This window comes from Fundidesulfovibrio sp. YSD1 (assembly GCF_055397115.1).
Map to the genome: position 1 here is coordinate 3,702,606 of NZ_AP043666.1, position 19,979 is coordinate 3,722,584.

Consider the following 19,979-nt stretch of genomic DNA (forward strand, 5'->3'; position numbering starts at 1 on the left):
TGCTTGAGTATACATTCGGCGCGGAGGCTCATCCATGTCCAGAAAAAGTTGCCGCGACGCGCGCGTGCTGCGCGTGACGCCCCACGGCCCCGAGGGCTCGGGCCACGGCCTGTGGCTCCTGGAGGTCGAGAACCCCGGGTTCGAAAAAGTCCTGCCCGGGCAGTTCGCCATGCTGCGCCCGCCCTCCTGGGGCTTCGACCCCCTCTGGGCCAGGCCGCTCTCCATCTGCCGCGCCTTGCCGGACAGGCTGGTCTTCCATTTCCAGGTGGCCGGGCGGGGCACCGAGCGCTTCGCCAGGCTCCAGCCGGGCGACCCGGTGACCGTCTGGGGGCCGCTGGGCCAGGGCTTCGCCGTTGAGCCGGGCACGCCCACGCTCATCGTGTCCGGGGGCATCGGCATCGCGCCCTTCGTGGAGTATTCGGCCACGCACCCAACGCCCGGGCAGCTCTCCATGCTCTTCGGCCACCGCCCGCCGCTCTCCTGCTACCCCTATGAGGACATCGCACGCACCGCGGCCTGCGAATCCTTCCAGGAGAAAAGCCCCGAGGACATCCCGCGCTTCGTCGCGCTCATCGACGAGCGCGTGCAGGCCTTCGCCAAGGGCCTCGTGCTGGCCTGCGGCCCCACGCCCATGCTCAAGACCGTGCAGGCCGCCGCGTTCAAACACGGCGCGCGCTGCCAGGTGTCGCTGGAGAACCGCATGGCCTGCGGCGTGGGCGCGTGCCTGGGCTGCGTGGCCACGGACTCCTCGGGCCACAACGTGCAGACCTGCGTCAAGGGCCCGGTGTTCTGGGCGGACAAGGTCACGCTCTAGCCCGGGCTTTCCGCCCCGGCGCATTCGCACAACCGCTGACGGTGCACGCACCGCGCGAGATACCAGGAGCCCCGGATGGACCTTCGAGTCGAACTCGCCGGACTGGAACTGAAAAACCCGGTCATGACCGCCTCGGGCACCTTCGGCTACGGCCTGGAGTTCGCGCCCTACGGCGACCTGCGCGAACTGGGCGCGGTGGTGGTCAAGGGCCTCTCGCTCAAGCCCCGCGAGGGCAACCCCATGCCGCGCGTGGCCGAGACCCCGTCCGGGATGCTCAACGCCATCGGCCTGCAGAACTGCGGGGTGGAGCGCTTCCTCAAGTCCTACCTGCCCTCGCTGCCCTGGCGCGAGACGCCCATCGTGGCCAACCTCTACGCCTGCGACGCAGGCGAGTTCGCCGATCTGGCGGGCGTGCTCTCCCAGGCCGAGGGCGTGGCCGCGCTGGAGGTGAACATCTCCTGCCCCAACGTGAAGGAGGGCGGCGTGCTCTTCGGGCAGGACCCGGCCCAGGCCGCCCGCGTCACCGAGGCCGTGAAGCGCCGCGCCGGGGGCAAGCCCGTGATGGTCAAGCTCTCGCCCAACGTGGCCGACATCGTGGCCATCGCCAAAGCCGTGGAGGACGCGGGGGCGGACGTCATCTCGCTCATCAACACGCTCACGGGCATGGCCGTGGACGTAAAAAACCGCAGGCCCCGCCTGGCCAACGTGGTGGGCGGGCTCTCCGGGCCTGCCATCAAGCCCGTTGCGCTTCGCTGCGTGTGGCAGGTGAGCCGGGCGGTGAAGGTGCCCGTGGTTGGCATGGGCGGCATCGCCTCGGCCCTGGACGTGCTGGAGTTCATCCTGGTCGGGGCCTCGGCCGTCCAGGTGGGCACGGCCAACTTCCTGCGCCCGGACTTCAGCTTCCGGCTCGCGGGCGAGCTTGCAGACGCGGCCCGGGCCATGGGCGTGACGAGCCTGGAGGAGCTGCGGGGCAGCCTCAAGGTGGGGTAGTCGCCTGGCCGTCGCGTGGCGGCGAGGGGTGACGCGTCGCGGGCCAAGCCCGCGAAGGAGGCCTCATGGCCGGATCACTTGCCCGGATGGGCTTCGCCTTCGCGGCACTGGCCCTCGCGCTCGCGGCCTGGCCTTTCGCGGCTCCGGCGGGGGAGCCGCGCCGGGTTTTCGTGGTCCACAGCTACAACCCGGAATACATCTGGACCCACAACGTCAACCAGGGCCTGGTCGAGGCGCTGAAAAGCCACGACGTGATCCTCGACTACCACTACATGGACGCCAAGAGGCGGCCGTCGCCGGAGTGGCTGCGCCAGACCGCGCGCGACGCCTTCGAGCGCATACGGAGCTTCGGGCCGGACGTGGTGGTCACCGTGGACGACGCGGCCCAGGAATACCTCGTCGTCCCCTACCTCAAGGGCTCGCACCGCCCCCAGGTGATCTTCTGCGGCGTCAACGCCGATCCCGCCAAGTACGGCTTCCCCGCCTCCAACGTCTCCGGGGTGCGCGAGATATGGCACTTCCGCGACGGCTTCAAGCTTCTTTCGCGCATCGTGCCCTGGGCGAAGAGCGCGGTGTTCCTCATCGACTCCTCGGAATCCGGCCATTACATCATGAGCGACCTCAGGGAGGACCTGGACCGCAACGGGCCCTTCGCGGTGAGTCTCGCCGCGCAGGAGTCGGTCACGCGCTTCTCCGAATGGAGGCGGGTGGTGGAGCGTTACAAGGGCCAGGTGGACGCCTTCGCCATCGGCCTCTACCAGTCCATCGTGGACGACGCCACGGGCAAGGTGATGGATTCCAGGGAGCTGGCGCGCTGGACCAGGGAGGCGAGCGGCAAGCCGACCCTGGGCTTCACGGACGTGGCCATGGAGCACGAGATACTCTGCGGGGTGCTCGAATCCGCGCACGAGCAGGGCTTTTTGGCGGGCCAGATGGTCTCCGAGGTGTTCACGGCCGGCGTGCGGGCGGGGGAGCTCACCATGCGCATCAACCAGAAGGGCGTGATCATGCTCAACCTGCGCGAAGCGGAGCGGCTCGGGCTCACGATTCCCTTCGAGCTCATCGAGGCCGCGGGAGTGGTCGTCCAATAGGCCGTCAAAGCGAGGCATGATGCGCAATCCTCTCGAAGAACGCTATTTCGTGCCCGTGCTGTTCGTGGTGCTGGCCGGCGTGGTCTTGACCACGGGGCTGTCCTATTTCCACACCAGGCGCACGGTGGAGGATGTCGCGCTCGGGCAGATGGCCCAGACCCTCTTCTTCCTCGAGAAGTCCGTGTCGGAGAAGACAAGCGGGATCGTGGGCGACGCCACCCTGTGGAGCCGGGAGGAGGTCTTCAGGCTGGCGCTCGGCAGCGGGTACCTGGCCCGCTCGGCCAGGGGGGCGGCCAATGCCCGCCTGGCGGAGCGGTGCAGGTTCAACGGCTACGACCGCGCCTTCGTGGCCCGGACCGACGGCGACGTGACCGTGGCCTCGGACCCGGCCATGGTCAGAACGATCAACGTGTTCGACCGCGCCTACTTCGGGCGCTCCCTCAAGGGCGAAACCGTGCTGGAGACGCTCTCCCAGGGCAAGCTGACCGGCAGGCCCATCCTGGTGGTCTCCGCTCCCGTGCGCGACCCTTCCGGGGACGTGGAGGGCGTGTTCGTGGTGGTGGTGGACGTCACCTACTTCTCGGAGGGAGTGCTCGCGGGGGTGCACCTGGGCCGGACCGGCGGGGCCTTCATCATGGACGCCGCCGACCAGCCCCTCGCCGTGCCGCCCTGGAAGGGGCCGGGGCAGTTCGAGCCCCCGGCGCGGACGGCGGCCGAGCTTCGCGCCCAGCCCGGCCAGGCCCCGGTGCGCTACCAGTCCGGGGACAACGAGCGCCTGGCCATGGCCGTCACGGACAAGACCACGGGCTGGCTCCTGGTGGTGGAAGCGGACACCGACGAGCTCCTGCGCCCGGCGGAGCGCATCGCCGCGCTCAACGGGGCCGTGTCCCTGGTGGTGCTGGCGCTGGTGGCGGCGGCGCTGTGGCTCTTGCGCAAGGCCGTGTCCAGGCTGCGCGCCTCCGAGGCCCGCTACCGGGTGCTCACGGAGACGACCCCCGTGGGCATCGCCACCTTCGACGCGAGCGGCCGGGCGGACTACACAAACCAGCGCGCCCTGGCCATCCTGGGCCCTGAAGCCGTGGGCGGGGGGAGCGAAGGCTGGACCGGGCGCTTCGAGACGCGCTCGGGCGATTCGGTGGCGCTCGAGGACCTGCCGGTGTTCCTGGCGCGCGCCACCGGGAGGCCCGTGCTCGGGCGCACGCTCTGGTACCGTGCGCGGGACGGGGCACCACGCCTGATCCTGTCGCTGGGCGCGGCCCCGCTCCCCGCGCAGGGAGGGCAGCCTGGGGGGGTGGTCTGCGTCATCGAGGACGTAACGGAGCGCGTGCGCATCCAGGACGTGATGGTCCAGACCGAGAAGATGCTCTCCGTGGGCGGGCTCGCGGCGGGCATGGCCCACGAGATCAACAACCCCCTGGCCTCGATCCTCCAGGCGGCCCAGGTCATCGAGCGCAGGCTGGACCCCTCGCTCCCGGCGAACAGCAGCGCCGCTGCGGAAACAGGCGTGGACATGGACGCCATGCTCGCCTACCTGCGGGCCAGGGGCATCGACGGCTTCCTGCACGGCATAGCGGACGCCGGGGGCAGGGCTTCCAGGATCGTCAGGAACATGCTGGGCTTTTCGCGCAAGTCCGCCGGGGAGTACGCCACGTGCGACCTGGCCCAACTCCTGGACAAGACCATCGAGCTGGCGGGCGGCGACTACGACCTCAAGAAGCAGTACGACTTCAGGCGCATCGAGATCGTGCGCGAGTACGCCCCGGACCTGGGCGGAGTGGAGTGCCAGACCACTGAGATCGAGCAGGTGTTCTTCAACATCGTCAAGAACGCGGCCCAGGCCCTGAGCGAGCTGCCCAAGGACGGGCCGCCCCCGCGCATCACCCTGCGCACCCTCGGCCAGGGCGGCATGGCCGTGGCAGAGATCGAGGACAACGGCCCGGGCATGGACGAGGGGACGCGCAAGCGCATCTTCGAGCCCTTCTACACCACCAAGGCCGTGGGCGTTGGCACCGGGCTCGGGCTTTCCGTGGCCTACTTCATCATCTCGGAGAACCACAAGGGCAGCATCGTCGTGGAGTCCGCCCCCGGGCGCGGGGCGTTGTTCAGGGTGTCGCTGCCCTTCAACAGGGTGGGCTGAAAGCCCGTCAGGGCGCGAGCCTGGGGTCGCGCTCCATGGCCTGGACGAGCTTGCGCATGGCCGTGGGGAACGCCAGCGTGGCGAGTTCCTCGAAGCGCAGCCAGCGGCACGACGTGGCCGCCGTGAGCACCGGCTCGCCGGGGGCCGCGCCCTCTGGAAAGCCCATCAGGTAGGCGTGCATGGTCACGCGGTAGCGCGTGTAGGAGTGCTTGATCACCGCGAGCTTGCCCCTGTGTGCGACATCGAACCCCGTCTCCTCGCGCACCTCGCGCACGGTCGCCTCCTCCGGGGTCTCGCCCGGCTCGATCTGCCCGCCGGGAAACTCCCACAGCCCGGCCCAGACCCCGCCCGGGCGGCGCTTCTGCACGAAGAAGAGCCCCCCGTGCTCGATCACGGCCGTGCCCATGCCGATGAGCACGGCGGGCCTGGCCTCGGGCAGGGCCGGGCGCAACTCCACGGTGTCGGCCCGCAAGGCCCCGCACACGCCACGTAAGGCGCAGCGGCCGCAGGCCGGGTCACGCGGGGTGCACACCAGCGCCCCGAACTCCATCAGGGCCTGGTTGAAGTCCCTGGCCCGGCCTTCCGGGATGAGCGACGCGGCCAGCCCCTCGAAGAGCTTCCTCCCCTCCGGGCCGCGCGGGCTCCCGGCGAGGTCGAAGGCGCGCGCGAGCACGCGCTCCACGTTGGCGTCCACCGCGGCCACGGACCGCCCGTAGGCGATGGAGAGCACGGCCCCGGCCGTGTAGCGGCCCACCCCGGGCAGCGCGGAGAGCGCCTTGGAGTCGCTCGGCACGCGCCCGCCGTGCTCGGAGGCCATCACGCGCGCGGCCTTGAGCAGGTTGCGCGCCCGGCTGTAGTAGCCGAGGCCCTCCCACAGGCGCAGGACCTCTTCCTCGTCGGCGCGGGCCAAGGCCTCGATGTCCGGGTAGCGCGCGAGGAAGCGCCTGAAGTACTCCACGGCCCTGTCCATCTGGGTTTGCTGGAGCATCACCTCCGAGAGCCAGACGTGGTAGGGGTCGTAGCCTTCGCGCCAGGGCAGGGGCCGCTTCGAGCGTTCGAACCAGTCCAGGAGCAGGGAAGAAAACTGTGGGGATTCAGTCATGAGGTTTCCAAGCCGCGCGGGCTGGACTATAGCATAAGCACGAACCGCAGTCGATCAAGGAGATCCCATGCGTGCAGCCGTGGTATTTCTCGCCCTGGCCCTGTCCGTCCTCCCCGCGAGCGCCTTCGCAGCCCAGCCTCCGGCGCCCCAGGCCGAACCCGCCACGGGCAGGCAGGACTGGGTTCCGCCCGTTCTCGAGCAGTGGCGCGGCTGGGTGCTTCACGGCGCGCAGTGGGCCTCCTGCCCGCCCCAGGCGGGCGACCCGGCCAGGCGCGAGTGCCTGTTCCCCATGCGAGTGGCCGTCAAGGCCGGGCCGGACGGGGCCGAATTCGAGATGACCGTGCGCGCCTTCTCCCCCGTGGCCGCGCCCTTGCCGTCCGCGCCCGGGCTGTGGCCGCAGGGCGTGACCCTGGACGGCCGGGAGGCCGCCGTGCTGGACGCTTCGGGAACTCCCCAGGTTCGCATCGAGCCCGGCGAGCACCGCATCCGGGGGACCTTGCCCTGGAAGCGTGCGCCCAAGGCGCTCTCCATGCCCCCTGGCGTGGCCATGGTGGAACTCGTCCTGGACGGAAAGGCCGTGGCGCGCCCGAAGCTGGACGACCGGGGCCTGCTCGAAATCGCGCGCGCGGACGAGGCGGCCGCGCCCGAGGAGTCCGTGGCCGTGAAGGTCTTCAGGCTCATCAAGGACGGCGTGCCCATGACCGTGACCACGGCCGCGCGCATCGAGGTCTCAGGGCGCACGCGCACCATCGTCCTGGACGGGCTTTTGCCGCGGGACGCCACGCCCATGTCCGTCTCCTCCCCCGTGCCCGTGGGCTTCGGCCCCGACGGCAAGCTCCTGGTGCAGGCCGGGGCGGGCCGCCACGACGTGGAGGTCACGAGCCGCCTGCCCGGGCCCGCGACCTTCTTCGGCCCTGCCACGGCCCCCTTCGGGACGGAAACATGGGCCTTCGCCCAGGACGCGGCCCTGCGCGAGCTGCGCGTGAAGGGCCTTGCCTCCATCGACCCCAAGACCACCGACCTGCCCGAGGCCTGGAAGCGCTTCCCGGCCTTCACGGCCCAGGCCGGGGGCACGCTCTCCTTCGAGGAGACGCGGCGCGGCGAGGCCTCGCCCCGCACGGACAGCCTGAACTTCACGCGCGCCTTCTGGCTGGATTTCGACGGCAAGGGCATGACGGCGCGCGACGCCCTGACGGGCACGCTCAGGCGCGGCTGGTCGCTTTCCATGCTCGCTCCGGGGCAGCTCGGCCGGGTGTCGGCCCCCGGGGGCGACCTGCCCATCGTCAAGCTGGGCGGCGACGGCGCGAGCGGGGTGGAGCTTCGGGACGCCAACCTGAACCTCACCGCCGAGTCGCGCTACCCGGACCCCACCGCGCCGGTCCCGGCCACGGGCTGGAAGGCCGACGCGGCCTCGCTCACGGCCGAGGTCAACCTGCCGCCGGGCTGGCGGCTCCTGGACGCGGTGGGGCCTGATTCGGTCAGCGGGTCGTGGGTGGGCCGCTGGAACCTCTTGAACATCTTCCTCACGCTGTTCACGGCCCTGGCGGCCTTCAAGCTGCGCGGGGTCGCCGCGGGCGCGGCGCTCCTGGCCTACCTGGCGGTGGCCCAGCACGAGCCGCTCGCGCCGGTGAACATCTGGCTTGCGCTCTTGGCCGCGCTCGGCATCCGGACGCTCTTCGAACGCAAGGGCGTGGCCGAGGCCTGGACCAGGGCCGCGCGCGGCGCGCGGCTGCTCTTCTGGGCGACGCTCGGAGTCGTGGCCGTCGCGTCGTTGCCGTTCGTGGCCTCGCAGCTTCGAACCGGCGTCTATCCTCAGCTGGAGCTTCCTTCCTCGGCGGTGCCCTTCGCCAGCCAGGACGCGGCGCCCGTGGCGCGCAGGTCCGCCCCGGCCGGGGCCGCGCGCATGGAGTCCGCTCCCGTCGCGCCCGAGCCCGCCATGCTCAAGTCCAGGAGTTCCCTGGAGCAGGACCCGTCGAGTCTCGTGCAGACGGGCCCCGGCGTGCCGGACTGGCACTGGCGCCAGGCGCGCTTGAAGTGGAACGGCCCCGTGGACGCGGGCCAGACGTTCACGCTCGTGCTCGTAGGCCCCGGTCTCTCCTCGGCGCTGTGCTTCGCGCGCGTGGCCCTGCTCCTGGCCGCGCTCTGGCTGGTGGCCGGGCGCGGCGCGCGCGGGCCCAAGGGCGCGGGAGCCGCCGTGGCCGCCGCGCTCGTTCTCGCGTTGGCGCTTCCCTCGCTGTCGCTCGCCCAGGGCGCGCCGCCCAAGGAGCTCCTGGACGAGTTCAGGGATCGCCTGACCAGGCCCGCCGACTGCTTCCCGGACTGCGCCGGACTCTCGCGCCTGAGCCTCAAGGCCGACGCCCAGGCCCTCACCCTGACCCTGGAAGCGGGCGCGGCCACGCGGCTGGCCCTGCCCCTGCCCGTGGTCGGCGACGGCTGGCGGCCGTCGAGCGCCACCCTGGACGGCGCCCCGGCCACGCTCCTCTCCAGGGGCGAGGGGCTGTGGGCCCTCGTGCCCGAGGGGCCGCACAGGATCGTCCTGAGCGGTCCGCTGCCGCCGGGGGCGTCGTTCACGGTCTCCACCCCCTTGCCCGTGCGCAGCGCCCGGGTGGACGCGCCCGGGTTCGGCGTGCTGGGCCTTGGCCCGGACGGGGACGTGGAGGGCGGGCTGACGCTCACGCGCAAGCAGGAACCCGGCCCGGGTGGGGAACCGGCCATGACCGCCGTGATCCCCCCCTTCCTGGAGGTGGAGCGCTCGCTCGAGCTCGGCCTCTCCTGGGAGGCGGGCGTCACGGTGCGCAGGCTGGCCGGGGCCGGTGAGCCCGTGGTCGCCAAGGTGCCGCTTCTGGCCGGGGAATCCGTGCTCTCCGGCGACGCCCGCGTGGAGGGCGGCTTCGCCGTGGTGGCCCTGTCGGCCGGGCAGCGCGAGGCGCGCTACCGCTCGCGCCTGGAGATTGCGCCCAAGCTGGAGCTCGCGGCGGCCGAGGGTTCCACGTGGGTGGAGGTCTGGAGGCTCGCGGCCTCGCCGGTCTGGGATGTTTCGCTCTCGGGCGCGCCGGTCGTCACGAGCCTGGACGCTTCGGGCCGCTGGACGCCCACATGGCGGCCCTGGCCGGGAGAGAAGGCCGTCATCGCGGTCACGCGGCCAGACCCCGCCCCGGGCGAGAGCCTGACCATCGACTCGGCCAGGCTGGCCGTCTCCCCGGGCAAGCGGCTGGACGCCGCAAGCCTGACGGTGAACCTGCGCTCGGCGCTCGGCGGGCGGCACGCGCTCACGCTGCCCGCCGGAAGCGAGATCACGGCCGTGAGCGTGGGCGGCAGGCCCGCGCCGTGGTCCTCGGACAAGCCCGGCGAGGTGGGCTTGCAGCTTTCGCCCGGGGCGCAGAACGTCCTGGTCTCCTGGCGGCAGCCAGGCGGCGGCGGGGCCCTGGCTCATGCCCCGTCCGTGGGCCTCGGGCACGCGGCGGCCAACGTGAGCCTCGCCATGGACATGCCGCGCGACCGCTGGATCCTCTGGGCCGGGGCGGACACGCCCATGGGCCCGGCCGTGCTCTTCTGGAGCTCGGTCGCAGCCGTGGCCGTGGCCGCGTTCGTCCTGGGCTTCGTGCCCTGGACGCCGCTCGGGCGCTGGCAGTGGCTGCTTCTCGGCCTTGGCCTGACCCAGGTGGACCTGGGCGCGGCGGTGTTCGCGGTGCTCTGGCTCCTGGCCCTCGGGCTTCGGCGAAAATACAGGCTCGGCGGGGGCTGGTTCGCCTTCAACGCGGTGCAGGTTGGGCTGGTGCTCCTTACGCTCATCGGCCTGGGCAGCCTGTTCGAGGCCATCCGCACCGGGCTTCTGGGCAGCCCGGTCATGGGCATCACGGGCAACGGCTCCTCGGAGCACCACCTCGCCTGGTACTTCGACCGCGTGACTGGGGCCACGCCCGGGGCGTCCGTGTTCTCGGTGTCCTTGTGGTGGTACCGGGGCGTAATGCTGGCGTGGTCGCTGTGGCTGGCGTTGTCGCTTCTCAAGTGGCTGCGCTGGGGCTGGGAGAGCTTCAGCGAGGGCGGGGCGTGGCGCAAGGCGGAACTGAAGCTTCCGCGTCGCGTGCCCGGTGACGCCCCAAAAGCGCAGCCCCAGGCCCCCGTGTTGCACGAAGGGTTCGACCAGGCCCCGGAACCGGAAAAGAAGAAGGAAGGTTAGCGTTGCCGCGCGCCCGGGGCTGCCTCCGGGCGCGCATCCGTGGGATCGCGCGTGCATGGCCGGGCTTGGCCCGTGCGCGCTGCCGGTCACGCGCCGGACGCAGGTCCCGGCCCGCCCGCGCCATGGGCCGCGCCGCCCGGGCGGGATCAGCCCTTCCTGGCCTTGCCCTGGCTGGCCACGGCCTCGATCTGCCTGGCGATCTCCTCGGGGTCGCCGAGGTAGTAATGCGTCACGGGCTTGAGCTCCGCGTCCAGCTCGTAGACCAGGGGCACGCCCGTGGGGATGTTCAGCTGGGCGATGTCCTCGTCGCCGACCCCGTCCAGGTACTTCACCAGGGCGCGCAGGGAGTTGCCGTGCGCCGCCACCAGCACGCGCCTGCCCGCCGCGATGGCCGGGGCCAGGGTGGCGTGCCAGTAGGGCAGCACGCGCGCCACTGTGTCCTTCAGGCATTCCACGGCTGGAAGCTCGTCCAGGGTGAGACCGGCGTAGCGCGGGTCCAGGCGGGGGTGGCGCGGGTCGTCCTCGCCCAGCGCGGGCGGGCGCACGTCGTAGCTCCTGCGCCAGACGAACACCTGGTCCTCCCCGTACTTCGCCGCCGTCTCGGCCTTGTCCAGGCCCTGGAGCGCTCCGTAGTGGCGTTCGTTGAGCCGCCAGGACTTGTGCACCGGCAGCCACATCAGGTCCATCTCCTCCAGGATGATGTCCAGGGTCTTCACCGCCCGCTTGAGGTAGGAGGTGAAGCAGACGTCGAAGCCGTACCCGGCCTGCGTGAGCGCCCTGGCTCCGGCCATGGCCTCCTGCTCGCCCAGGGGGGAGAGGGGCACGTCGGTCCAGCCGGTGAAGCGGTTCTCTAGGTTCCACTGGCTTTGTCCGTGGCGGACGAGCACGAGCTTGAACATGGGCGTTCTCCGTGATCCGGCCGGGCCGGGATTTGTTGATGCAGGGCGGGACGTTGTTTCGAGGATAGCACGCCGGGAGGGCAAAGAAAACCGCCCGGAAAGGATTCGGGTCCTTTCCGGGCGGGTGGTGGGAAAGAGCGGGGAGGGGGCTACTTCTTGCCGCAGGGGGCGGGGGAGTCCTCGATGCCCTCCAGCATGCGGATGGCGCAGAAAGAGCCGCACATGGCGCATTCCTTCTCCTGGTGGAAGTCCTTGCGGCGCTTGCGCAAGGTGTGCGGGTCCAGGGCGTTGTCGGCCATGGCCTCCCAGTCGAGGGCTGCCCTGGCCTTGGAGATGTTCAGGTCGCGCTCCACGGCCCAGGGGCGGCCCAAGGCGGTTTCGGCGCTCTGGGCCGCGATGAGGCTCGCCTTCACGCCGTCCCAGACGTCCTCGGGGCCGGGCAGGGTGACGTGCTCGGCCGGGGTCAGGTAGCACAGGAAGTCCGCGCCGAAATAGGCGGCCTGGGCCCCGCCGATGGCCCCGGCGATGTGGTCGTAGCCCGCGGCCGCGTCCGTGGTCAGGGGGCCGAGCACGTAGAGGGGCGCGTCGTTGGTCAGGCGCTTGATGCCCTGGATCTGGCCCTGAACCAGGTGCAGGGGAACGTGGCCCGGACCCTCGATCATGATCTGCACGCCGCGCTCCACGGCGCGCCGGGCCAGGTCGCCCAGCACCGCGACCTCCTCCCACTGGGCGGCGTCGCCCGCGTCGGCCCCGGCCCCCGGGCGCAGGCCGTCGCCCAGGCTTATGGTCACGTTGTGCTTGAGGCAGATTTCAAGAAGCTTGTCGTAGCCCTCCAGGAGCGGGTTCTCCACGCCCCGGCGCTTCATCCAGCGCGCCAGCAGCGATCCGCCGCGCGAGACGATGCCCAAAACGCGCCTGCCGTCCGAGGCCAGGGACGCGCCGCGCGCCGTGACGCCGCAGTGCAGGGTCATGAAGTCCACGCCCTGCTCGGCCTGCTTCTCGATTTCCTCGAAAAGCTCCTGCACGGAGAAGTCGCTGGGGTCCTGGCCGCGCGCCACGTAGGGCTGGGCCACGGAGTAGAGCGGCACGGTGCCCAGCGGCAGGGGGCTCGTTTCCAGGATGCGCACGCGCACCTCGTCGAGGTTGCCGGCGGTGGAGAGGTCCATCACCGCGTGCGCCCCGGCCTTCTCGGCCAGCTTGAGCTTCTGGAGTTCCATCTCCACGTTGTTGATCATGGGGGACGTGCCGATGTTGGCGTTGACCTTCACCCTGGCGGGTTGACCAATCAGCGTGGGCGATACATTCTTGTGCGAGGGGTTGGCGAGCAGGGCCATGCGCCCGGCGTCCAGGCCCTTGCGGATGGCCTCCACGTCCATGCGTTCGAACTCGGCCAACTGCTGGCCGTGCGATTTGAGATAGGCGGAAACTATTGTGTTTTTGCTGGTCAGGGTCATATCTGAACCTCGAAAAGGGGTGGGTGTGGAGCCGGAGGGCGGCAATCGCCGCGAGCTGTTTCAACGAGTCGCGTGCTTGCGTATTCGCGGGCGCGCTTTGCGGACGCAAGACCTAGCACACGAGGCCCTCGCGGAAAAGGGCCGGTTTTTGCTTGCCACCCGGCGGGCAGGAGTGTATAGGTCCCGTCTTCGATTTGATCAAGGAGCTTTTCATGAAGAGCGATATCCATCCCAAGACTTTCAAGGCCAAGATCGTCTGCAACTGCGGCTACCAGTCCGAAGCCTTCTCCACCAAGGGAGAGACGGTGAGCGTGGAAATCTGTTCCAACTGCCACCCCTTCTTCACCGGCAAGCAGCGCTTCGTGGACACCGCCGGCCGCATCGACCGCTTCCGCAAGAAGTACGCCAAGTTCGAGGACAAGAAGGCCTAACGCCCTTTCTCGCGGGCATAGGCTTCCGGGCGGGCTGCGTCCCCTTTCCGGCAGGCCCCTTCTTTTCGCGGACGCCGCTCGGGCGAGGCGCGCAGAGCGCCCCGGCCCCAGTCGGGACCGTCGCGGATTTGGGCCCAGCCGTCCCCAGCCGCTTGGGCGGCAGCCGGGCAGCCAGCCAGCACCTTTAGCACCAAGCGGCGCTTCGCGCGCCGCTTTTTTATTACCGAACATGCCGAACCACGCCGCGCTTGGCGCGAACGAAACCGTTGGCGGACAGGCCGTCATGGAAGGGGTGATGATGCGCTCCAAGGACTGCCTGGCCATTGCCGTGCGCAAGCCGGGCGGGGAGATCTACGTGGAGACGCGCCCCTGGTTCACCTTGAGCACCGCGGCCTGGCTCAAGAAGCCTTTCATCAGGGGCTTCCCTGTGCTCATGGAGACCCTGGTCAACGGCATCAAGGCGCTCAACTTCTCGGCCCAGCAGTCCCTGGACGAGGAGGAAGGCGAGATATCGCCCTGGGCCATGTTCCTGACCATGGCCGCGGCCATCGGCTTCGCCCTGCTTCTCTTCGTGGTGGCCCCGCACGTGTTCTCGCTGGGCATGAACTGGATCGGGCTCTCCGGCGACGCCGAGGCCTTGAGCTTCCACGCCTGGGACGGGCTCTTCAAGCTGCTCCTGTTCGTGGGCTACATCCTGGCGATATCGCGCATCCCGGACATCCGGCGCGTGTTCCAGTACCACGGGGCCGAGCACAAGGTGATCTGGGCGCACGAGAACAACATCGAGCTCTCCCCCGAGGCCGTGCGCGACTTCTCGCGCCTGCACCCGCGCTGCGGCACCACTTTCCTGCTCTTCGTGCTGGGCGTGTCCATCGTGCTCTACACGTTCCTGGTGCCCCTGCTCCTGCAGGTCTGGTCGCCGGAGAACGCCGTGCTCAAGCAGGTCTACATCATCGCGGCGAAGTTCCTGCTCATGGTGCCCATCAGCGCCATCTCCTACGAGATCATCAAGTTTTCCGGGAAGTTCCACAAGAACATCCTCTGCAAGGCCCTCTCCTGCCCGGGCATGGCCATGCAGATGCTCACCACGCACGAACCCGACGACGCGCAGATCGAGGTGGCCATCGCCGCCCTGAAGGGCGCGCTCGCCGGCAAATAACCGGAACCATTCATGTTCGCCAAGCTCGAAAGCATCGAAGCCAAGTTCGTGGACCTGGAGAAGGAGCTCTCCTCCCCCGACGCCCTCTCGGACCAGGAGCGCTACCGCAAGCTGACCAAGGCCCACGCGGACCTGGGCGACGTGGTCGGCGTGTACCGCCGCTACAAGAAGCTCAAGGAGGACCTGGAGGAGAACAAGCTCCTCATGGAGGACTCCGACCCCGAGATGCGCGAGCTGGCCAAGGCCGAGATCGCCTCCGCCCAGGAAGAGCTGCCGGGCATCGAGGAGGAGCTCAAGGTCCTGCTTCTGCCCAAGGACCCCCTGGACGAGAAGAACATCCTCCTGGAAATCCGCGCGGGCACCGGCGGCGAGGAAGCGGCCCTGTTCGCGGCCGACCTCTGCCGCATGTACATGCGCTACGCCGAGCGCAACCGCTGGAAGGTCGAGATCATGAGCGAATCGCCCTCGGACACCGGCGGCTACAAGGAAATCATCGCCAGCATCGCGGGCGAGAAGGTCTACAGCAAGCTCAAGTACGAGTCGGGCACCCACCGCGTGCAGCGCGTGCCCGCCACCGAGTCCCAGGGCCGCATCCACACCTCGGCCGCCACCGTGGCCATCCTGCCCGAGGCCGACGAGGTGGACGTGAACATCGACCCCAACGACCTGCGCATCGACGTGTACCGCTCCGGCGGTCCCGGCGGCCAGAGCGTGAACACCACCGACTCGGCCGTGCGCGTCACGCACATTCCCTCGGGCCTCGTGGTCATCTGCCAGGACGAGAAGAGCCAGCACAAGAACAAGGCCAAGGCCCTCAAGGTGCTGCGCTCGCGCCTTTTGCAGTCCGAGCAGGAGAAGCAGCGCCAGGAAGTGGAGGCCAACCGCCGCCAGCAGGTGGGGTCCGGCGACCGCTCCGAGCGCATCCGCACCTACAACTTCCCCCAGGGCCGCATGACCGACCACCGCATCAACTACACCGTCTACAACCTGGACAAGATCATGGACGGCGAGATCGAGGAGATGATGGGCGCGCTCACCAGCCACTACCAGGCCGAGGCCCTGAAGGCCCAGGCCGACATGGCCTAGCGGCCGCACCCAAAATTCCCGCAGGCCGCGCTGCCGCGAAAAAGCCGAGCCCCCGCGTATGGGAAATGCGCGTCGGGCTCGGCTTTTTCTCGCGTCTTGCCGGCAGGCTTTTTTGAACGGGCCGCAAAACCCCTCGTTGCTGCTGCCCCTCGGCGGCGTTGCCTCGCGGCGCCCCCCGCGTTTTCCAGGCCCGGCCCTGCCGGGTGGTGGACAGGCACGGCTACGACGGCCTGGTGCTGACCACGCTCCTGGCCGGGGCCATGCTCATCGGCATGGGCGTGGCGCGCCTGGGAAGGCTGATCAAGTTCATCCCCTATCTTCAAGTCCACGCCCAAGGCCCTGGAGGCGGTGAGGGGCATGGAGGCCCCGGCCCGGCCGTGACCGGGGCGCGGGCGAGCCGCGCGGGCAAAAGCAACCTCCTGGGTGCTTTACAAGTCCGGCGCGCTTGTCTAGTTGTTTTGCGTCAAGCGCCCACGCCAGGAGCATACGTGCCGTTGCCGAGCGCCTCTCGCACCATACAAGCCCGTTTCAACGCCAGGAAACTCTTTCTTCCGGGTATTTGGGCCGCGCATTTGCTTGTCGCGGCCCTTTTCTTCGCGGCTCAGGCCCAGGCAGAGCCGCGTTTCGTGCCCAGGTTCCAGAATTTCGGCGTGGAGGACGGCCTGTCCCAGTCCTCGGCCGTGTGCATGGCCCAGGACCAGGAGGGCTTCATCTGGGTCGGCACCTACGCCGGGCTCAACCGCTACGACGGCTACGGCTTCAAGGTCTACAACCCCGAGCAGAGCAAGGCCGGGGCGCTGCCCGACAACAACATCCGGGCCCTGGCCGTGGACTCGAGCGGCGTGCTCTGGGTGGGCACGCGAAGCGGCGGGCTCTCGCGCTACGACCGCGCCACCGACACCTTCGTAAGCTACCAGCACGACCCCTCCGTGCCCCGGAGCATCCCCAGCAACGAGGTCCTGGCCGTCCACCAGGACAGCCGGGGCGTGCTGCGCGTGGGCACGGCCGGGGGCATGGCCGAGTTCGACAGGGCTTCGGGCTCCTTCAGGTACGTGCCCTTCTCCCAGGAGGCGCGCGGCCGCAGCGTCGAGATCGTGGCCATCGACGAGGACGAGATGGGCCAGGTCTGGGCCGCCTCGCGCAAGATGGTCTACCACTTGAACACGAGCACGGGCGTGCTCGAGCCCCTGGTCAACGAGGAGTTGGCCAAGTCCCTGCCGAGCGCTCAGATCAACCAGATCTATTCCGAGAAGAAGAACGTCCTCTGGGTCGTGAGCGACGTGATCGGGCTTTTCAGGCTGGACCTCGCGAGCGGCGCGGTGGAGCGCCACCTGCCCTCCACGGGCGTGTTCAAGGTGCTGCGCGACAAGTGGGGGACCATGTGGGCCGCCGTGTCCGGCGGCGTGGCCCGCCTGGACGAATCCTCCGGGGGCAGGCGCTTCGAGGTCTTCGCGCACAACCCCTACGACCCCGACACCGTCAGCCAGAACGACGCCATCTCCCTGCTGGAGGACGCCTCCGGCATCATCTGGGCCGGGACGTACTCCGGGGGGCTCAACAAGCTCGTGCCGGGCTCGCGCTGGTTCGAGACCTACCGCCACGTCCCCGGCAACCCGGACACGCTGCCCGGCAAGGAAGTGAGCGCCGTGCACCTGGGGCGCGACGGCAGCCTCTGGGTGGGGCTGCGCTACGCGGGGCTCGCGCGCATGGACCGCTCGCGCAGGGTGGCCGAGCGCTTCAAGCACGACCCCGCCGACCCCGGCAGCCTGGCCGAGGACCAGATTAACTGCGTCATGGAGGACTCCAAGGGCCGCATCTGGGTGGGTATGGTGGAGTCGGGCCTGAGCGTGCTGGACCGCTCCACCGGGAAGTTCAGGCACTACCGCCACGACCCCAAGAACCCCGCGACCCTCTCCCAGGACAAGATCTGGTGGATCTTCGAGGACCGCTCCGGCGTCATCTGGATCGGCACCAGCAAGATGGGGCTCAACCGCCTGGACCCCGCCACGGGCAAGGTCACCAGGTACCTCCACGACCCCAAGAACCCCACGACCATAAGCCACGACCGGGTGCGCCACATCATGCAGTCGCGCGACGGCTCGCTGTGGATCGGCACCAACGCGGGCATAAACCGCATGGACCCGGCCAAGGGGACCTTCGAGCACTGGAAGCACAACCCCAAGGACCCCGAGAGCCTCTCCAACGACCGCGTGACCCCCATAGTCGAGGACCCGGCCGGCTTCTTCTGGGTGGGCACCGACGACGGGCTGAACCGCTTCGACCCGGCCACGGGCAAGAGCAAGCGCTACACCGAGCGCGAAGGCCTTGCCGACGACGGCATCCAGGGCATGGCCATGGACGCCTCCGGCAAGCTCTGGGTGAGCACCTTCAAGGGCATCTCGCGCCTGGACCCGAAAACCGGCGAGGTGAGGAACTATTCGCGCCGCGACGGCCTGGCCGGCGTGGAGTTCTACATGAACGCCTTCCACCAGGCCCCCGACGGCGAGCTCTTCTTCGGCGGCTTCTCCGGGGCCAACGCCTTCTACCCGGACAGGGTCATGCCCAACCAGCACGCGCCCTCCGTGGCCGTGACCGACCTGCGGGTGGACAACCAGCCCCGCCCGTTCACGGCCGAGAACGGCGAGGCCAGGCTGGTGCTCAACCCCGAGGACCAGGGCGTGGGCATCGAGTTCGCGGCCATGGACTTCGCCAACCCCCAGAAGAACCGCTACGCCTACAAGCTCGAAGGCTTCGACCGCGACTGGATCGAGAGCGGCACGGCAAGGCACGCGGCCTACACCAACCTGGACCCGGGCACCTACGTGTTCAAGGCCAGGGGCTCCAACGACGAGGGCGTCTGGGGCCGCAGTCCGTTCACGCTCACGGTTCAGGTCATCCCGCCTTTCTGGAAGACCATCTGGTTCAAGTCCCTGATCGTCTTCGGCGCGCTCGGCGCCGTGTACGCCACGTACTCCATGCGCCTGGCCTCGCTCAAGGCGCGCCGCAAGGAGCTGGAGGAGACCGTGGCCAGCCAGACGGCCTCGCTTCGCGTGGAGATCGAGGAGCGCGTCAAGGCCGAGGAGGAGTTGCGCGAAAGCCAGCAGAGCTTCCAGGCCATCTTCCAGTACAGCCCCCTGGCCGTGGCCATCTCCTCCGCGCGCGACAGCCGCATCCTCCAGGTGAACAACGCCTTCTGCACCCTCTCCGGCTACCCGGCCGAGGAGATACTCGGGCGCACCGGCACGGAGCTCGGCGTCTGGCAGGATCTGGCGGCGCGCAAGGAATTCCTGGACGAGGTGAGCGGCAGGCGGGTGGTGCTCAACCGGGAGCTCGGCATGTACGACCGCTCCGGCCGGATGATCCACGTGCTGTGCTCGGCCGCGCGCATCGACGTGTTCAACGAGCCCAGCGTGCTCTGGCTCGTGTCGGACATCAGCGAGAGAAAGAAGCTCGAGACCGAGCTCATCGCGGCGCGCGAAAAGGCCGAGGCCGCCAACCAGGCCAAGAGCGACTTCCTGGCCAACGTCAGCCACGAGATCCGCTCGCCCATGAACGCCGTGCTCGGGCTCACCGAGCTCGCCCTGCGCAACGACCCTCCCGGCAAGCTGCGCGGCTACCTGGAGAAGATCGCCTCGGCCAGCCACGTGCTCCTGGGCGTGATCAACGACCTGCTGGACCTCTCCAAGATAGAGGCGGGCCGGATGGAGCTTTGCCCCGCGCCGTTCGCCCTCTCCGCCATCCTGGACAGGATGCGGGACATCTACGAGGCCAAGGCGGGCGAGAAGGGCCTGGAGTTCGGCGTCACCGTGCGCGAGATGGTCCCGCCCGTGGTGGTGGGCGACAGCCTGCGCCTGGAGCAGGTGCTCATCAACCTCGTGGGCAACGCGGTGAAGTTCACGTCCAAGGGCAAGGTGGCCGTGGACGTGGAGCTGGTGAGCGACACCCCGGACGGCGTGGCCCTGCGCTTCACCGTGTCCGACACGGGCATCGGCATGACGCCCGAGCAGATCGAGCGCATCTTCAACCCCTTCGAGCAGGCCGACAGTTCCACGTCGCGCCGCTTCGGCGGCACGGGCCTGGGGCTCTCCATCGTCAGCCGCCTGGTCAGGATGATGCAGGGCGAGGTCGAGGTCAGCAGCGAGCCGGGCAAGGGCAGCGTCTTCAGCTTCACCGCGCGCTTCGACCGCGACATGCACGTCGCCGGGCCCGTTGGGCCGGAGAGTTCCGACACGGCCGGGCTCAAGGGCAGGCGCGTCCTGGTGGTGGACGACAACATCCTCAACCGGGAGCTCACGGCCGAGCTTCTGCGCATGGCCGGGGTAGAGGCCAAGACGGCCGCCAGCGGGCACGAGGCCCTGGCCATGATGGACACCGACGATTTCGACGCCGCGCTCCTGGACGTGCAGATGCCCGTCATGGACGGCTACCAGCTGGCCCGCGCCATCCGCAACCGGCAGTCCAGCAGGGCGGTGGCGCTCATCGCGCTCACGGCCCACGCCATGTCCGGCGACAAGGAGCGCTGCCTGGCCGCGGGCATGGACGGCTACCTGACCAAGCCCGTGCTGCCCGAGGTGCTCTTCGGCACGCTCAAGCGCTTCCTGGCCGCCCCGTCCGGCCCCGGGGCGTGATCATGGGG

Annotated in this window: 12 protein-coding genes; 9 read left to right on the forward strand and 3 right to left on the reverse strand. The window is 69.6% G+C overall.

Translation table 11 applies throughout. The features are described from left to right. Positions 1 to 34 precede the first annotated feature (34 nt). The 4 genes from ACZ5V4_RS17195 (at position 35) to ACZ5V4_RS17210 (ending at position 5,032) form a co-directional block, all read left to right on the forward strand. On the forward strand, positions 35 to 814 hold the full coding sequence (locus ACZ5V4_RS17195) for an iron-sulfur cluster-binding protein (protein WP_464316098.1): 780 nt from the start codon (positions 35 to 37) through the stop codon (positions 812 to 814). Between the two features lie 75 nt (positions 815 to 889). Further along, positions 890 to 1,804: a dihydroorotate dehydrogenase gene (locus ACZ5V4_RS17200; protein WP_464316099.1), complete on the forward strand. Its 915-nt coding sequence runs from the start codon at positions 890 to 892 to the stop codon at positions 1,802 to 1,804. A 65-nt stretch (positions 1,805 to 1,869) separates the two neighbouring features. After that, positions 1,870 to 2,895, forward strand: a complete 1,026-nt coding sequence (locus tag ACZ5V4_RS17205; protein ID WP_464316100.1) for an ABC transporter substrate-binding protein — start codon at positions 1,870 to 1,872, stop codon at positions 2,893 to 2,895. A 19-nt stretch (positions 2,896 to 2,914) separates the two neighbouring features. Next, positions 2,915 to 5,032 (forward strand): sensor histidine kinase, encoded by a 2,118-nt coding sequence (locus ACZ5V4_RS17210; protein WP_464316101.1) that lies wholly within the window; start codon positions 2,915 to 2,917, stop codon positions 5,030 to 5,032. A gap of 7 nt (positions 5,033 to 5,039) precedes the next feature. Here ACZ5V4_RS17210 and mutY read toward each other — a convergent pair whose 3' ends face one another. Further along, the gene (gene mutY, locus ACZ5V4_RS17215; protein WP_464316102.1) at positions 5,040 to 6,134 is read right to left on the reverse strand and encodes an A/G-specific adenine glycosylase; all 1,095 of its coding nucleotides are present in this window, start codon (positions 6,132 to 6,134) and stop codon (positions 5,040 to 5,042) included. Between the two features lie 67 nt (positions 6,135 to 6,201). Between mutY and ACZ5V4_RS17220 the strand changes: the two genes are divergently transcribed. Continuing rightward, positions 6,202 to 10,314: a hypothetical protein gene (locus ACZ5V4_RS17220; protein WP_464316103.1), complete on the forward strand. Its 4,113-nt coding sequence runs from the start codon at positions 6,202 to 6,204 to the stop codon at positions 10,312 to 10,314. A gap of 146 nt (positions 10,315 to 10,460) precedes the next feature. Here ACZ5V4_RS17220 and gpmA read toward each other — a convergent pair whose 3' ends face one another. Both gpmA and thiC read right to left on the reverse strand, forming a co-directional pair. Continuing rightward, the gene (gene gpmA / locus ACZ5V4_RS17225; RefSeq protein ID WP_464316104.1) at positions 10,461 to 11,213 is read right to left on the reverse strand and encodes a 2,3-diphosphoglycerate-dependent phosphoglycerate mutase; all 753 of its coding nucleotides are present in this window, start codon (positions 11,211 to 11,213) and stop codon (positions 10,461 to 10,463) included. A 149-nt stretch (positions 11,214 to 11,362) separates the two neighbouring features. Beyond that, positions 11,363 to 12,667: a phosphomethylpyrimidine synthase ThiC gene (gene thiC / locus ACZ5V4_RS17230; protein WP_464316105.1), complete on the reverse strand. Its 1,305-nt coding sequence runs from the start codon at positions 12,665 to 12,667 to the stop codon at positions 11,363 to 11,365. Positions 12,668 to 12,879: 212 nt separating this feature from the next. Between thiC and rpmE the strand changes: the two genes are divergently transcribed. The 4 genes from rpmE to ACZ5V4_RS17250 all read left to right on the forward strand — a co-directional run bounded on the left by rpmE (position 12,880) and on the right by ACZ5V4_RS17250 (position 19,971). Further along, positions 12,880 to 13,098, forward strand: a complete 219-nt coding sequence (gene rpmE / locus ACZ5V4_RS17235; protein ID WP_464316106.1) for a 50S ribosomal protein L31 — start codon at positions 12,880 to 12,882, stop codon at positions 13,096 to 13,098. 295 nt (positions 13,099 to 13,393) lie between these two features. Further along, positions 13,394 to 14,257, forward strand: coding sequence for a DUF1385 domain-containing protein (locus tag ACZ5V4_RS17240; RefSeq protein ID WP_464316107.1), 864 nt, complete (start codon positions 13,394 to 13,396; stop codon positions 14,255 to 14,257). Positions 14,258 to 14,269: 12 nt separating this feature from the next. Then, complete coding sequence (prfA, locus tag ACZ5V4_RS17245; RefSeq protein ID WP_464316108.1) at positions 14,270 to 15,343, forward strand: peptide chain release factor 1; 1,074 nt, start codon at positions 14,270 to 14,272, stop codon at positions 15,341 to 15,343. A gap of 626 nt (positions 15,344 to 15,969) precedes the next feature. Beyond that, positions 15,970 to 19,971 (forward strand): hybrid sensor histidine kinase/response regulator, encoded by a 4,002-nt coding sequence (locus ACZ5V4_RS17250; protein WP_464316109.1) that lies wholly within the window; start codon positions 15,970 to 15,972, stop codon positions 19,969 to 19,971. Positions 19,972 to 19,979: the final 8 nt, after the last annotated feature.